The 15,086-nt window shown below is 64.5% G+C and carries 13 protein-coding genes; 7 read left to right on the forward strand and 6 right to left on the reverse strand.

All coding sequences use genetic code 11. The features are described 5' to 3' along the window. Positions 1-77: 77 nt before the first annotated feature. From AB870_RS03435 to AB870_RS03445, 3 genes are all read left to right on the forward strand, one after another. A complete protein-coding gene (locus AB870_RS03435; protein ID WP_237170037.1) occupies positions 78-917 on the forward strand; it encodes an IclR family transcriptional regulator in 840 nt (279 codons plus the stop codon). Between the two features lie 70 nt (positions 918-987). Further along, entirely contained in the window at positions 988-1,857 is an 870-nt protein-coding gene (locus AB870_RS03440; RefSeq protein WP_084663288.1) for an IclR family transcriptional regulator, read from the forward strand. A 343-nt stretch (positions 1,858-2,200) separates the two neighbouring features. After that, complete coding sequence (locus AB870_RS03445) at positions 2,201-3,538, forward strand: histidine-type phosphatase (RefSeq protein ID WP_053059543.1); 1,338 nt, start codon at positions 2,201-2,203, stop codon at positions 3,536-3,538. Positions 3,539-3,608: 70 nt separating this feature from the next. Here the strand turns inward: AB870_RS03445 and AB870_RS03450 are convergent, their stop codons facing one another. Continuing rightward, positions 3,609-3,989 carry a tautomerase family protein gene (locus AB870_RS03450; RefSeq protein ID WP_047906952.1) on the reverse strand — a complete coding sequence of 127 codons (381 nt, stop codon included), beginning with the start codon at positions 3,987-3,989 and terminating at the stop codon, positions 3,609-3,611. A gap of 83 nt (positions 3,990-4,072) precedes the next feature. Between AB870_RS03450 and AB870_RS03455 the strand changes: the two genes are divergently transcribed. Then, a complete protein-coding gene (locus tag AB870_RS03455; RefSeq protein WP_047906953.1) occupies positions 4,073-4,930 on the forward strand; it encodes a LysR family transcriptional regulator in 858 nt (285 codons plus the stop codon). A gap of 25 nt (positions 4,931-4,955) precedes the next feature. Here the strand turns inward: AB870_RS03455 and AB870_RS03460 are convergent, their stop codons facing one another. Further along, the gene (locus tag AB870_RS03460; RefSeq protein ID WP_047906954.1) at positions 4,956-5,609 is read right to left on the reverse strand and encodes a glutathione S-transferase family protein; all 654 of its coding nucleotides are present in this window, start codon (positions 5,607-5,609) and stop codon (positions 4,956-4,958) included. 353 nt (positions 5,610-5,962) lie between these two features. Here AB870_RS03460 and AB870_RS03465 point away from each other — a divergent pair, with 353 nt between their 5' ends. After that, a complete protein-coding gene (locus AB870_RS03465; protein WP_064674757.1) occupies positions 5,963-6,883 on the forward strand; it encodes an alpha/beta hydrolase family protein in 921 nt (306 codons plus the stop codon). Between the two features lie 29 nt (positions 6,884-6,912). Further along, on the forward strand, positions 6,913-7,440 hold the full coding sequence (locus AB870_RS03470; protein WP_084663290.1) for a MarR family winged helix-turn-helix transcriptional regulator: 528 nt from the start codon (positions 6,913-6,915) through the stop codon (positions 7,438-7,440). Here AB870_RS03470 and AB870_RS03475 read toward each other — a convergent pair. The 3 genes from AB870_RS03475 to AB870_RS03485 all read right to left on the reverse strand — a co-directional run bounded on the left by AB870_RS03475 (position 7,434) and on the right by AB870_RS03485 (position 11,392). Next, positions 7,434-7,883 (reverse strand): hypothetical protein, encoded by a 450-nt coding sequence (locus AB870_RS03475; RefSeq protein WP_064674758.1) that lies wholly within the window; start codon positions 7,881-7,883, stop codon positions 7,434-7,436. The genes AB870_RS03470 and AB870_RS03475 overlap by 7 nt on opposite strands. Positions 7,884-8,137: 254 nt before the next feature. After that, entirely contained in the window at positions 8,138-9,517 is a 1,380-nt protein-coding gene (locus tag AB870_RS03480) for an MFS transporter (RefSeq protein WP_047906955.1), read from the reverse strand. A 327-nt stretch (positions 9,518-9,844) separates the two neighbouring features. Next, complete coding sequence (locus AB870_RS03485; protein WP_047906956.1) at positions 9,845-11,392, reverse strand: glucan biosynthesis protein G; 1,548 nt, start codon at positions 11,390-11,392, stop codon at positions 9,845-9,847. Positions 11,393-11,723: 331 nt separating this feature from the next. Between AB870_RS03485 and bglX the strand changes: the two genes are divergently transcribed. Then, positions 11,724-14,054 (forward strand): beta-glucosidase BglX, encoded by a 2,331-nt coding sequence (gene bglX, locus AB870_RS03490; protein WP_157112429.1) that lies wholly within the window; start codon positions 11,724-11,726, stop codon positions 14,052-14,054. Positions 14,055-14,086: 32 nt separating this feature from the next. Here the strand turns inward: bglX and AB870_RS03495 are convergent, their stop codons facing one another. After that, entirely contained in the window at positions 14,087-14,998 is a 912-nt protein-coding gene (locus AB870_RS03495) for a LysR family transcriptional regulator (RefSeq protein WP_047906958.1), read from the reverse strand. Positions 14,999-15,086 lie beyond the last annotated feature (88 nt).

Below are 15,086 nucleotides of genomic sequence, written 5' to 3' on the forward strand. Positions count from 1 at the left end.
GAATCCACGGGAATCCGTGCGCCGACTTGTTTAAAATCTAGGCCATTTTTCCGAGGGAGCGTGTCTCCCAAGACTGCATGAACCGAATTCCGATGGACGGTAATGCCGGTGCGAATGACGCGAAGGGACAGCCCGGTCAGCCCGCTCGCGCCTCGCGCGGCGTGCAAAGCGTGGATGTCGCGGCGCGGGTGCTACAGGCGCTGGCGCGGGCGCGCCGCCCGCTGGGCCCGGGTGATCTCGCAACGCTCGCCGGGTTGCCGCCAGCGCAGGCGCACCCGTATCTCGTGAGTCTTACGCGGCTGGGGTTGCTCAAACGCGACCCGATGTCGGGCGATTACGCGCCGGGACCCATGACGCTGCGTCTCGCGCTGCTGCATCTCGAAAACGACCCGGCATACCGCGCCGCCGTGCCACGCGTGGTGACGTTCGCCCGCGAGACGGGGTTTTGCGTGGCCATCTGCACGAGCGCGCCTCAGGGGCCGGTCGTCGTGCATTTCGAGCGCGCGGCCTTTCCGTTGCATGTGAACCTGCACGTGGGGTCCGTGATGTCGCTCACCACCACCTCGACCGGACGCGCCTTTTGCGCCTTTACCCCAGGCGAGCGGTGGCCGCAGGCATGGCACGAGCAGATGCCGGATGTCGATGGCGAACGAAAGCGGTTCGACGCGCTGCTCGACGAGACGCGCGAGCATGGCTTGTCGCGCAGCGTGAATACGCCGAGTCCCTCGGTGAGCAGCCTGTGCGCACCGGTGTTCGACGCGAGCGGACGTCTGCGTCTGGCACTCACGGCCATCGGCCCGACGGCGGCGCTCGACGTAGCCTGGGACGGTGCGGCCGCCAATGCCCTGCGCGCCACGGCGAGCGCGATTGCGTCGCACATCGACGTGGCGGGCCACGACACGGAGCCGCTCGCATGAGCCCGTCGCAGCGTTATCGTGAAAACTTCTGGGCGAGCGCAGTGCCGGGCGGCGAAGATGAGGAGGACGCATGAGCGCGACGCACAACCGTAGCGAATCCGGCGTGGCGCGTGACGATAGCGTGAGCGCGAACGCCAAGCCGCAGCGTGGCATTCAGGCGCTCGAGAGCACCGGCGTGCTGCTGGAGGCATTGGTGGCGGCGGGGCGTCCGTTGCCCCTTAACGCGTTGGCGCGCGACGCCGGGATGGCGCCGGCGAAGGCCCATCCGCATTTGGTGAGTTTGCAACGAGCGGGCTTGTTGTCGCGAGACGCGAACGGCAATTTCGAAGCGGGCGGCCTGAGCCTGGCGTTGGGCCTGATGGCATTGCAACGCCTTTCGCCGACTGGCGAGGCCGAGCCGGAAATCCTCGCGCTCGCGCAGGCAACGGGACTGTCGGCGGCGATGGCCGTGCTCGGCCCGGTCGGCCCGACCGTCGTTCGTCTGGAGGAGGCGATGCGTCCGCAGCATGTGAGCTTGCGCATCGGCACCGTACTCTCGCTCGTGAACACGGCCATCGGACGCACGTTCGCGGCTTTCCTGCCGACGCCGGTCCTCGACGGCATGCTCGGGCAGGAGCCGGTTCGCATGGCGGGTCTGGGCGCGGAGGGGCACGCGGCGACGCCGCCCGCCGATTACGGCGTGCGCCTCACGGCGATTCGCGACCGGCGCTTCGATACCGCGCTGAGCAACCCGGTGCCCGGCATCGACACGATTGCCGTGCCGGTATTCGACCACACGGGCGAGGTCATCCTCGTACTCGCATTGATGGGCTCATCGGGCAGCTTCGAGACATCGTTCGACGCAGCGCCGTCGCAAGCCTTGCGTGCGGCCGCGCACCGGCTCTCGTGGCGTTTCGGCGCAGTGGGCCGAGCCCGCGGCATGGCTGACGAGTTGCGCTGACCGGGCGTCGTCGCGGTCCGGTGGGCGGCCATCGGGGAACGTCCGCGCGCATGGACGGCGGCGAGGGTGCCGATGCGTGGCCAAGCGACGTATTTCCACCACTTTTGCCATCGTGTTTAGGGAATGGCGGATGCGCACGGTAAGATGAACGTCAACGCTGTCCCCGTCACCCCGACCCGTTGCCATGACCGCTGCCATGCCCTGCGTGATGACTCGTGATTCCGTTCGATCCCTCGAAGTTGCAAACGCTCGTGAAGGCGCTGCCGTTCGCTCGCAGCGCATACGGCGTGGCGACGGGTGGCACAGACGAGTCGCGGCGTGGGCGGGCATTGCCGCGTTGAGTGTGCTGAGCGCCTGTACGACGCAGGGCCCGGCGCCCGCCGATCCCGCCAAACCGCCGGAATCGGCGGCCCGTATCGACGGCATGCCCGCGGACTGGACGCTCGTCTCCGCGGTGATCGTCAGCCGTCACGGCGTTCGCTCGCCAACCCATGCGCATCCTCCCCTGGACAAATTGAGCCCGGACGCCTGGCCGGGCTGGCCCGTGCCCGCAGGCTATCTGACGGCACGCGGCGGCTCGCTGGCCGAACGCATGGGGCGTTACTACGGCGATTGGCTGCGCGCGCGACGCGTGTTGCCTGACGGCGCATGCCCCGCCCCCGGCGTTGTGTACGGATGGGCCGACATCGATCAGCGCACGCGCGAGTCGGGGAATGCCTTGCTGCAAGGCATCGCCCCGGGGTGCGGCATGCGCACGTCGCATCAGGCCGATCTCACGACTTACGACGCGGTGTTCCAGCCGGTGGCCGCCGGCGACTGCCCGCTCGACCCGGGCGCGGCGCGCGGGGCGATCGAGGCGCGTCTGGCCCCGGACGGTGTCGCCGGACTGAACCGGCGCTATGCCGCATCGCTTGCCCGCATGGGCGAAGTGCTGGACTACGCGCATAGCCCCGCATGCGGCGCACCGGGCGGCTGCAAGCTGGAGGACGTGCCGACGCGTTTGCGTGTCGAGGGCGACGGCAGCGGCGTGACGTTGCGCGGTGCGTTGGGAAGTGCCGCGAAGGCGTCGGAAGTCTTCCTGTTGCAGTATGGCGAGGGGTTGCCCGACAACGCGGTCGCGTGGGGACGGATTCGTGACGACAAGGACTGGGCGCTGCTTCTGGCCGCTCACAACGCCCAGCGCGATCTGCTCAACAAGACCCCGTATCTGGCGACGACCAACGGCACACCGCTGTTGGCCACGGTGCTCGACGCGCTCACGCGCGCCGAGGCAGCCGGGGCGTCGCCGGCTGCGCCGGTGCGCGGCCCCGTCGTGCCTGCGGGCAATCGTGTCTACGTGCTCACGGGGCACGACACGAACATTGCCAATCTCGCGGGCATGCTCAAGCTCGACTGGCAACTGACCGGTCAGCCGGACAACACGCCGCCCGACGGCGCGCTCGTTTTCTCGCTGTGGCGCAACCCGGCAGGCGAGCCGTTCGTTCGCGTGGAGTTCGTGTATCAGTCGATGCATCAGTTACGGCATCTCACTGCGCTGTCGCTCGACGAGCCTGCCAGGCGCGAGACGCTGACACTCTCCGAATGCACCGGCGGGCCGGACGGGAAGGCTTGCCAATGGCCGGCGTTCGCGCAGCGCGCGAGGGCGGCGTTGTCGCCCGCCTGTCTGGAGGGCGTGAAGTAACATCCACGCGCAAGCGGCGCCGTTCGGCAGGCTTACCTCAGCCCTTCCTCAGGCCTTCCTCAGGCCTTCCTCAGGCGTATTGCGCGATCCCGTTGCCGAGCGACCAATTTTCTTTCTCGACCTCTACGAGACTCACAAATACGTCCTCCTGACGAAGGCCGGGACTGTCGGCGAGCCGCTCCGCGATCCGCCTGAACAGTGCTTTCTTCTGTTGCGTGGTGCGCGTGTTGTTTGCGGTGATCTGGATGAACACGAGGTCGTCGCTTCGACTGACGCCGAGATACGACGCGCCATAGCGGAAGTTCGCCGCGTCGTGCTCCGTCATCGCCATGAACTGGTCGTCTTCCGGCACGTTAAAGGTGTCGCGCATGGCGCCATACACGCCGTCGAAGATCGCCTGCCGGTACGCGGCCGTCTTCCCCGAGCGCAGTGAGATATGAACGAGTGGCATGGTGGTTTCTCCTCTTGTTGACCCGGTCGATCTTAACTATTCTGTTTGCTTATTTGCGGTTATTTCAACGATAAGCATCGGAAATGATTGAGCGCCCTCTCGACCTGGATGCGGTCAAAGCATTCGTCTGTGTTGCCGAACTCGGCAGTTTCACGCGTGCGGCGGAAGCCATGCAGACGACGCAGGCTGCCGTCAGTCTGAAGTTGAAGCGTCTCGAAGACAGGCTGGGGCTTCGTCTTGTCGAGAGAACGCCCCGGTACGTGGAGCTATCCGCGAAAGGGGTGACCTTTCTCGAGCACGCTCGCGAACTGCTCGATGCCCATGAGCGCGCACTGGGTGCGTTTGCCGGCGTTCGCCAGCGTCTGTCGATCGGTGTGAGCGATCACGTTGCCGGACCCGAACTGCCTGCGCTGATTGCGAGGATGAATGCGCAGGATCCGGAGTTGTCGATCGACGTGCGGATTGCGTCGTCGGGCGACCTGTTGCAGAGCTTCGACCGGCGTGAGCTGGATGCGGCGATTGTTCGCCTGCATGCCGGACGGGACGACGGCGAGATGCTTGCCGAGGAAAGCCTTGGCTGGTTTGCGTCGCCGCATTGGCAGCATCGCGCGAATGAACCGTTGCCGATTGCGACGCTTGCGGAGCCATGCGGGGTGCGCGTGATGGCAGGGCGGCTTCTCGATGCGGCCTCGGTACCGTGGCGCGAAGTCTTCGTGGGAGGCGGCGTGCCCACGGTGGCAGCGGCCGTGATGGCGGGCCTCGGCGTGGCAGCACTGGCGCCGCGCATGCTGCCGTTCGGCGCGCTCGACGTCGGCGAGAAACTCGGACTTCCCGAGATCCCGCGTCTGCCCGTGCTGCTGCACACACGCGTCAGAGAAGGACGCGCCCACGATGCCCTGGTGACGCTGTCGGCGGCGTTTCGGAGTGTGGTGAGAGGGTAGGACTGAGCCCTGCCGATTCCGCGGCTCACACCAGCGGCGCGACAAGTCCTTCCGTCTTGATCGCGCGCTGGACCGCAGGCCGCGCCAGCATCTGCTGCAAATACCGGCCGAGCACCGGCCGCTCGCGTGCCGGCTTCGCAAAATTTCGTGTCCAGCGGCAGAGCATGAACGCATAGGGATCGAGGATCGTGTATTGATCTCCCAGCATCCATGGACCGTTGTTCATCCTTAGGTGGGCTTCCAACAGGTCGAGCAATGCGCCGATCTTCGATTCGGCATGGGCCTGCACTTGCTTCGCGGCCTGCGTATCGCCCGTGTCCACCCACCGGTGCGGGTAAAAGTAGACGATCAGTGTCGATTGCAGCGTGTTTGTCAGCCACATGAGCCACTTGTAAAACTGAGCGCGTTCCGGCGTTGCCAGCGACGGAGCCAACCGGCTTTCGGGGTGGGCGTCTGCCAGATGCAGGCAAATGGCGGCCGCCTCATAAAGCACCATGTCGCCGTCGACCAGCACCGGAATCAAACCGTTCGGGTTCAAACGCAGATAGTCCGTGGACTTGTGTGCGTTTTGCTCGCGATCCACGAGCGCCATTTCGAAAGGCTCCCCGATTTCCTCGAGAACGATATGCGGCGCCATGCTCGCGTTGCTGGGGTAATAGAAGAGTTTCCTGGTGGTCATGTCAATCGCCGGTTCAAAGTTTCCGGATTTTCGGGGACACGACATCGGCATGATTTCCATGCCGACGCGATGCGTGACAATACCGCATCCGGCACCGATATGGCGAACGCCGTGAGAGGGCGTCTCACAACAGTCGTTAATGCCGGCATTCGACACCGAACCGTCCGGCCACGATGGTGGTTCCGCCATGAACCGCTCGCGCGCCCGCGCCTCTGCTCCCGTGGATGTCCTCTAATTTGGTTCGTGCGCGAAATAAACTGCGTCATATAATTCGTGTGCGAAATAAATATCAATGAACCCTTTCACTGACAGGCGCCCATTGCCCCCGGCATGCGTGTGCCGGGAGTTGTGTCATGCCATCGCTGGATGTCGAAATTGCCGCCGTCGACGGGTATCCGCTCGGCGCACATGTCTGGTACCCGGACGACTTGCCCGCCAGCGGCGTCGTGCTGATCCATCCGGCAACCGCCGTGCCCGAGCGGTTGTACTTCGCGTTCGCGCAATACGTTGCCCGGCGCGGGCTGATTGCGCTCACCTACAGCTATCGGGGTGTCGACGGATCGCGCCCGGCGTCGCTGCGAGGTTTCAAGGCCCGTATGCGCGACTGGGCCGATCTGGATGTCGAGGGCGTGACGCACTGGGCGTGCGAGCGTTATCCGGCGCTGCCGCTTTACGCCGTTGGTCACAGTTTCGGCGGCCACGCCATCGGGTTATGCGAAAGCTCGAATCTGTTGCGCGCTGCGGTGCAGATCGCCTCGCACGCCGGAGCCATGCGCGTTGTGGCGAACCGTCGCGAGCGCGCCAGAATCACCGTGCTCATGCACTGGATTGCTCCCCTGCTCGCCCGCGCGACGGGCTTCATGCCGGGCAGCCGTCTCGGCATAGGCGAAGATCTTCCCAAAGATGTGTTGCTCGAATGGAGCGCATGGACGCGCCTGTCGAATTATTTCTTCGACGACCCCACCCTGGACGCCGCATCCCGCTTCGCCCGCGTGCGCACGCCGATCCTCTCGTTGGGGTTCGACGACGACCTGTGGGCAACGCGTATGGGCATCGACATGCTGGTTGCGCGATTTCGCCGCGCGCCCGTGACGCGGCGTGAAATCCGTGCCGGTCTTTCGGAATCCGGGGCGATCGGGCATATGGGATACTTTCGCCAACGTTCCGGCGCGTTTCTCTGGCCGGAAACCGTCGACTGGCTACTGTCGACGGGCATGCGGAATGCCGCGGGCGTGGCTCCGGGTGCTGCCGCTCCATTGACATCGAACCATTGACATCGACTTCCACGGACTGACTCAACGGAATGCCTAAAACTCCTGCGTCCCTTCCGAAGACTGCGAGCAGATCGACGTCGAGCGCGACGCCCGGCAAGGGTGACAGGGGCGACGACGTCACCGCGGCGGAGGATCGCCGCCTGCTGTTCCTGCTGAACGTCGGCCAGCGGCGCGTACAGCAGTGGATCGACGCGCGCTCGGTGGACAGCGCGGGCGTGAGCGCCGCGCAGGCGGGTGTGCTCTTTTACTTGCTGCATCACGAAGATGCCCTCGTCGGCGAAGTCGGGGCGGCGTTGCAACTGTCCCCGTCGTCGATGACCGGGCTGGCGAACCGTATGGTCGCGGCAGGACTGCTCACGCGACGCGCCGACGCGGCAGACGGACGGGCCACGCGCTTGCGCGTGACGGCTGCCGGACACAAGGCCATCGTCCGCGCGCGCGACGTCCTCGCCGAACTCAACCCTCTGCTGCACGACGACTTCACCGAAGCGGAATTACGCGTCGTGGCGCGCTGGCTCGGCAACCTGCAAAAGCGCTTCCCCGCCGAGGGTCAGTGAATCGCGAGCGCGTTCGCCTGCGCGTTGGCGACGCCTGCCGTCACGTTCACGCCGATATTGCCCGACGCACCCATCAGCGCCCGGTCGCCGAGCGACGCATTCATCGCGCCGGTCACGCTCGCCGCATTGCGGATCGTCTGACGGGTATCGACGTAGAGGTGCGTGGCGTTTGCCAGCGCGATCTGATTCGATTGCACGTTGAGGGCCCCGGCCGCGACATTCACGCCGAAGTTGCCATGCACATCGCGCAGTGCGCCGGCGCCAAGCGTGGCGACGGCTGCCGGACGCCCCGTGAAGACCGCATCGCCGGCGATCGTTTGCCGGGTGGAGAGCTGGACGGCGTTGGCGTCGTCGGCAGAGGCAGCAGGGGCAGCGGGGGCAGTGAGGGCTGGAGCGCAGACAATGGCCAGCACCAAAGGGCTCAGCAAAGTGAGACGCGGCATGTTGGTCTTCCCCAGATCGTCCGTTGGGACGGATATCTGGATAACGGCGCCTGAGGCGCTCGGGTTGAATGATTTTTCGTGTGCCGCATTCGCGCCGGGCAACTGTTGCCGTGCCCCTGCACCGACGTGTGCTTCACAGAAAGCCGCAGTCGTTCCCGTGACTGCCGCGGCGCGAATTCTCGCATGACGGCAAGCGACTGTGCCGTCATGCGAATCGCAATATTTCGTACCCGAACCGATCTTGACGCGCGAGATTACGCAGGTTCTCCCGCGCCGTTCGCCAATCCTGCCGAATCGTTTCGCGACTGTGCTGCCGCCTGCTGTTGCACCGACGCCGATTTCTTGTGGTCGATGAGCAACACGGCGAGCACGGCGATGACGGCGGGAATCGCGATTGCCATAAAGTTTTGCTGCAACGGCAGCGACATGTTCACGAGCACACCGATCACGATGGGCGCGAGAATCGCACCGCTGCGTCCCACACCCGACGCCCATCCGATACCGGTGCCGCGCGCGGCCATCGGATAGAACTGGCCTGCATACGCGTATGTCACGATCTGGGTACCGATGGTCGACGCACCCGCCAGACCGACGAGCACGAAGAGCACCGGCGTGGGCACCTTCACACCGAGCAACGTGATGGAGACGGCGGCGAGCGCGTACATGCCGACCAGCACGTACTTGATGTTGAAGCGATCCGCGAGCCAGCCGCCGCCGATGGCGCCGAGCATCGCCCCGAAATTCAGCACCAGTACGAACGTGAGTGCCGAGCCGAGACTGTAGCCGGCCGTTGCCATGAGCTTGGCGAGCCACGAGCTGAGTGCGTAGACCATGAACAGACACATGAAAAACGCCACCCACAGCATCGCGGTACTCAGGCCGCGACCCTCCTGGAACAGGCGCGAGAGCGGCGCCGCCTGCTTGCGATCCGTGCTCGGCAGCGCGAACTGGTCGTTCGACTGCGCGACATACGTCGGGGAGAGTCGGCCGAGCACCTGTTTGAGCGTGTCGAGGCGTCCCGTGCGAATCAGGAACGGCATCGATTCCGGCAGCGCCTTCATCGCGAACGGCACGAGCAGCGCGGGCGCGCCCGCTGCGAGAAACACCGACTGCCATCCATACGATTCGATCAGTCCCTTGCCGAGCAACGCAGCGAGCATGCCGCCCACCGAGTACCCCGAGAACATGAGCGTGACGAGCGTGCCGCGCAGACGTCGCGGCGAGTACTCCGTCATCTGCGCGACGACGATGGGCATGACGCCGCCGATGCCGACACCGGCGAGAAAACGCGTAATGGAAAAACTGACGGGCTCATGTGTGAGACCCGCCGCGGCGGTGAATAGCGAGAACATCAGCACGCAGATGGCGATCGCTTTTCGACGGCCGATGCTGTCGGCCACCATGCCCATCACGATGGCCCCGAACATCATGCCGAACAGCGCGGAGCTGACCATGAAGCCGGCGCTGGTGGCGTCCACGTTCATCGCTTTCATGATCGACGGCAGTGCAATGCCCGCGACCGCGAGGTCGTAGCCGTCAAAGATGATGATGAGTGCGCACCAGAGCAGTATGCGCCCGTGATAGCCGTTCAGGCGCGCTTCGTCGGCCAGATGATGTACGTCGATATGTCGCATGCGGGTGTCTCCATAACGAATCCGCCCTCCGTCGAAACGCGGAGGGTTCTGATTTCTGTTGACCGACGCAAGCGGCACCGAGGCCGGGCTTCACCATCAAAGATGAAGCCAACCACCTCTATGGACGACGAAGGGTGGCTATTTATGCAATATTGTGCATGCAGTAAACGCGAAATGGCCGTCAACTGCAAGGCAAATTTGCGGTTGCTAGGGTTTTACATGAGAAAACGCCGCTCGTAAGTAATTGTTTAATTGCGGCGAACGACGATGCGGGAGAGGTGGAGTATGCGGCGGCAGATGCCGCCGCACGGGTAGGTTCAATGCAACTTATTGCCTGGTGACGGAGAGCGGCGGGAGTTGGTAGCTCCAGGTTTCGCTCACGGCCTTCCCGCCGGAGACGAGTGCGGCACGCAGTTCCACGACCTTGGCCGGGTCCTTGACCATGACGCGCAGGTTCAGGCGCATGCCGTGCGTGACCGGATTCGGTTGCAGCGTCTGTTCGATGATGCTGGCGTTACTGCTCACGCTCACCTGCGGTGTGACAGCGCCGGCGGGCAGACTCGCGAGCGGGCCGCCGTCGAAGTCGACGATCAGGCCGGTACTGCCGTCGAAATGACGAATCAGATTGGCCTGCGTGATCTCGCCCGCCGTGCGAAGCGTCTGCTTCACCCACGCCAGATTGCGCTCGACGATGCCTCGCTCGTTCATCGTCCAGCGAATGTTGTAGTCGGCCTGCAACGGCTGGCCTTTGGGCGGGAGTTGATCGGGCGTCCAGAATGCGCCGATGTTGTCGTTGGTCTCGTCCGGTGAGGGAATCTCGACCAGTTCCACGTGTCCCTTGCCCCAGTCGCCCTGCGGCTCGACCCATGCGCTCGGACGCAGATCGTAACGGTCCTTCAGATCTTCGTATTGCGAGAAATCGCGCCCGCGCTGGAGCAGCCCGAAGCCACGCGGGTTCGTCACCTGAAACTGGCTGATGGCGAGGTTGCGCGGATTGTTCAGCGGACGCCAGATCCATTCGCCGTTGCCCGCATGTATCGCCAGCCCGTTCGAATCGTGCAGCGCCGGACGGAAGTTGTACGGGTCGCGCTGCTGGTTCGGCCCGAACAGGAACATGCTGGTGAGCGGCGCGATCCCCAGCTTCGTCACCTTGTCGCGCATGAAAACGCGAGCCTGCACCTTGAGTACCGAGTCCTCCCCGGGCGTCAGGTCGAAGCGGTACGCACCGGTCGCGCGCTTCGAATCGAGCAGCGCGTAGAAGACGAGATGCTTGTCGCCGGCATTGGGCCGCTCGATCCAGAACTCGCGAAACGCCGGAAATTCCTCGGCAATCGGCAGACCGGTATCGATGGCGAGGCCGCGCGCCGACAGGCCGTAGATCTGGCCCTTGCCGATGACGCGGAAATAGCTCGCGCCGAGCACGCTCATGATTTCGTCGAGCTTGCCGGGTTCGTTGATGGGGTACAGCACGCGAAAGCCGGCATAGCCGAGATTGTGCGTCGCGCTGCGGTCGAGCTTGAGATCGCCGAAATCGAAGCGGTTGCTGTCGTACTTGATTTCGTCGATCTTCGCGTTGCTGCCGCTGCCGACGATCTCGTTGATCTTCACCGGCGTGCTGAACTGCATGCCCTGGTGGTAGAAACCGAGCTTGAACGCGGTGGGCTGATCGTTCCATTCGAACGCTTCGCGGCGCGGTTGAATCTTGATGTAATCGCCGAACTGCATCTTGGCGAATGCCGGCGTGAGGTTGCTCGCCGCAGCTTCGTAGGGTTTCTCGGAAAGCGCCTTGGCGCGGGCGGTCACATCGTCGAGGGAGAACGCATGGGCATGCGCGGCACCCAGCAGTGCCGCACCGGCCAGGAGCGTGGACACCATCGCGCGAGCGCGTCGTTGCCAGGACATGGCGGGGGAAAACAGAACCACGAATTTCTCCGGTAGTTGGGGGCTTGGCGGCGACGCTACGCGGTGCGTCCCGTTGGCTCAGCCTTGTGCGGACCGGACCCTTGGCACGTCACGGTTCCCGCGCAAAACGAAGCGAAATCGCTTACAAAATGCCAATTGTGGCAAAGTATCGCACTTCGCGTTACGCATTCCGCATTCTGCCCGGTCAGGTCTCGACGGGCGGGATCGCGTAACTCCAGTTGATACGGCGGGAGGTCGACTTCGGACGCCCCGTCGCGCCACATTGGATTGCCATCAAATGAGAATGTTCTCCGCACTGGCTCTCGCAGCCAGCCTCGTGGTAGCGCCGGCCTTTGCCGGCGCCGCTCAAGCCTCGGACAATGCCAGCGAGCGCGACGTTCCCGTCGCGATGCCTTCGGCGTGGGCCAAACAGCAGTTCATCGACGATCTCATCGCGCGCATGACGCTCGAAGAGAAGATCGGCCAGTTGCGTCTGATCAGCATTGGTGCGGAGATGCCGCAGCCGCAACTCATCAAGGAAATCGCCGCCGGTCGTGTCGGCGGCACGTTCAACTCTGTCACGCCCAGCGAGAACCGTCCGTTGCAGGACGCGGCCGTCCGGCAAAGCCGTCTGAAGATCCCGATCTTCTTCGCATACGACATCGTGCACGGTCATCGCACCGTGTTTCCGATCAGCCTTGGCCTCGCGTCGAGCTGGGATATGTCGGTGGTGAAGCAGGCTGCACGCGTGTCCGCCATCGAAGCCAGCGCCGACGGGCTCGACGCGACCTTCGCGCCGATGGTCGATATTTCACGCGACCCGCGCTGGGGGCGCACGTCGGAAGGCTTCGGCGAGGACCCCTATCTGGTCTCGCAAAGTGCGCGCGCCAGCGTGCAGGGTTTTCAGGGCACGTCGCCGGCCAACCCGGACAGTCTGACGGCGTTCGTAAAGCACTTCGCGCTGTATGGCGCGGTAGAGGGCGGTCGTGACTACAACGTCGTCGACATGAGTCCGATGCGCATGTATCAGGACTATCTGCCGCCGTATCGCGCCGGTATCGATGCCGGGGCCGGCGGCGTGCTGATTGCGCTGAACTCGGTCAACGGCACGCCCGCGACGTCCAACAAATGGCTGCTGCAAGACCTGCTGCGTGGCGAATGGGGCTTCAAGGGTGTCACCGTGAGCGATCACGGCGCCATCGAGGAACTGATGCGCCACGGCGTAGCGAAGGACGGTCGTGAAGCCGCCAGACTCGCCATCGAGGCCGGCGTCGACATGAGCATGGCCGATCAGCAGTACCTCAGGCAACTGCCCGATCTCGTGAAGTCGGGCGATGTGCCGATTCGCTACATCGACAACGCCGTGCGCGAAGTGCTCGGCGCGAAGTACGACATGGGGTTGTTCGCCGATCCCTATCGCCGCATCGGCCGTGCCGGAAACGATCCGGAGGACGTGAACGCCGAGAGCCGGCTGCATCGCGACGCCGCGCGCGACATTGCGCGCAAGTCGCTCGTGCTGCTCGAGAACCGTCACGACACGCTGCCGCTCAAGAAGGGCGGCAAGGTCGCCGTGATCGGCCCGCTCGCGGATTCGAAGCTCGACATGATGGGCAGCTGGTCGGCCGCAGGCAAGCAGGCGCAGGCCGTCTCGCTGCTGCAAGGGGTGCGCGACGTGCTCGGCACGACCGCGCAGGTGAGCTATGCGCGGGGCGCGAACATCACCGACGATACGCGCGTCGTGGAGTATCTCAACTTCCTCGACTGGGACAACCCGGAGGTCGTGCAGGACAAGCGTACGCCGCAACAGATGATCGACGAAGCGGTGCAGCTCGCGCGCAGCGCCGACACACTGATCGTTGCCGTGGGCGAATCGCGCGGCATGTCGCACGAAGCCTCGAGCCGTACGAGCCTGATGCTGCCGGGCAGTCAACTGGCGCTGTTGCAGGCGCTCAAGGCGACGGGCAAACCGTTGGTCGTCGTGCTCATGAACGGCCGCCCCCTGGATCTGAACTGGGCGAAGGCCAACGCCGACGCCCTGCTCGAGACCTGGTACGCGGGCACGGAAGGCGGTCACGCGATTGCAGACGTGCTGTTCGGCGACTACAACCCGTCTGGCAAGCTGCCGATTTCGTTCCCGCGCTCGATCGGTCAGATTCCCACCTATTACAACCAGTTGCGAATCGGCCGGCCGTTCACGCCGGGCAAACCGGCGAACTACACGTCGCAGTACTTCGAGGAAGACGCCGGCCCGTTGTATGCGTTCGGATACGGCCTGAGCTACACGACGTTCGATGTTTCGAAGGTCAGCCTCTCGGCCAAAACGATGACCGCGGGCGGCAAGCTCGACGCGAGCGTCACCGTGCGCAACACGGGCAAGCGCGAAGGCGAGACGGTCGTGCAGTTGTATTTGCAGGACGTGGCCGCATCGATCGTGCGTCCGGTCAAGGAACTCAAGGGGTTCCAGAAAGTGAGCCTCAAGCCGGGCGAATCGCGCACCGTGCATTTTGCCATCGACGGCAGCCTGCTCAAGTTCTACAACGCGAAGCTGCAATACGTGGCCGAGCCGGGCGAATTCAACGTGCAGATCGGGCTGGACTCGCAGCACGTCGAACAGGCGACGTTCACGCTTGAGTGACGTCGCCGCCGGTCGCGCCGCGTCGTATCGGTTCAGGCCTGCGTCTGAAATTCCCCGGCAAGGAATTCGACGCAGGCGCGCACTTTGGCCGACGATGCCACGCGCGACGGATACACCGCCCATACGTTGGCGGGCTGCGTGACGTCCGGCAGTACCTGCACCAGTTCTCCGCGCGCGATCAGTGCGCCCACATCCCACATCGAGCGCAGCACGATGCCCTGCGCGTCGAGCGCCCACTGCACGGCGACTTCGCCGTGGTTCGTCGAGAGCGGCCCTGTCACCTTGAGAGAGACTGCCTCGCCGCGTTGCTGCAATCGCCACATCCCGAACGGGTGGTCGCGCTCCTTGATGACAATGCAGGCATGCCCCGCCAGATCGCTCAACTGCCGCGGCGTGCCATGCGTTTTCAGATAAGCGGGGGACGCGCACAACACGCGATGGTTGTCCGCAAGCTTGCGCGCGATCAGATGCGGTGCGATGTCGTCGCCGATGCGCACGTCGAGGTCGTAGCCTTCCGCCGCCACGTCCACGATCCGGTCGAACAGATCCAGCCGCACATTGAGTTGCGGATGGCGCGCGCGCAGCCGCGACATGGCGGGGGCGACCACGTGACGCCCGAAGCCGAAGCTGCTCGACACGCGCAACGTGCCGCGCGGCACCTGACGCGTGCTCGACACGTCTTCCAGCAGATGATTCACGTCGTCGAGAATCTTCTCGGCCCAGGCGTAGACCCGTTCTCCGGCGTCCGTGATCGCCACGCGCCGCGTCGAGCGGTGCAGCAAGCGCGTGCCGAGGTCGGCTTCGAGCATGCCCACTCGCTTGCTCACGTAGGCGGGCGAGACACCCAGCGCCTCCGCGGCGGCCGAGAAACTGGCGCGACGCGCGACCTGACAGAACACGCGCAGATCGTCGAGATTCGGATGGACAGGAAGGGGTTTATTCACGATTCGTGGATAGTGGATTAACCGGTTGGGGGATTTTATCCGGGTTGGAATGGAATAACCTAGCGGCATCCCTCAAACGTCCAGGAGT

Source organism: Pandoraea faecigallinarum (genome assembly GCF_001029105.3).
In the GTDB taxonomy this organism is placed as follows: domain Bacteria; phylum Pseudomonadota; class Gammaproteobacteria; order Burkholderiales; family Burkholderiaceae; genus Pandoraea; species Pandoraea faecigallinarum.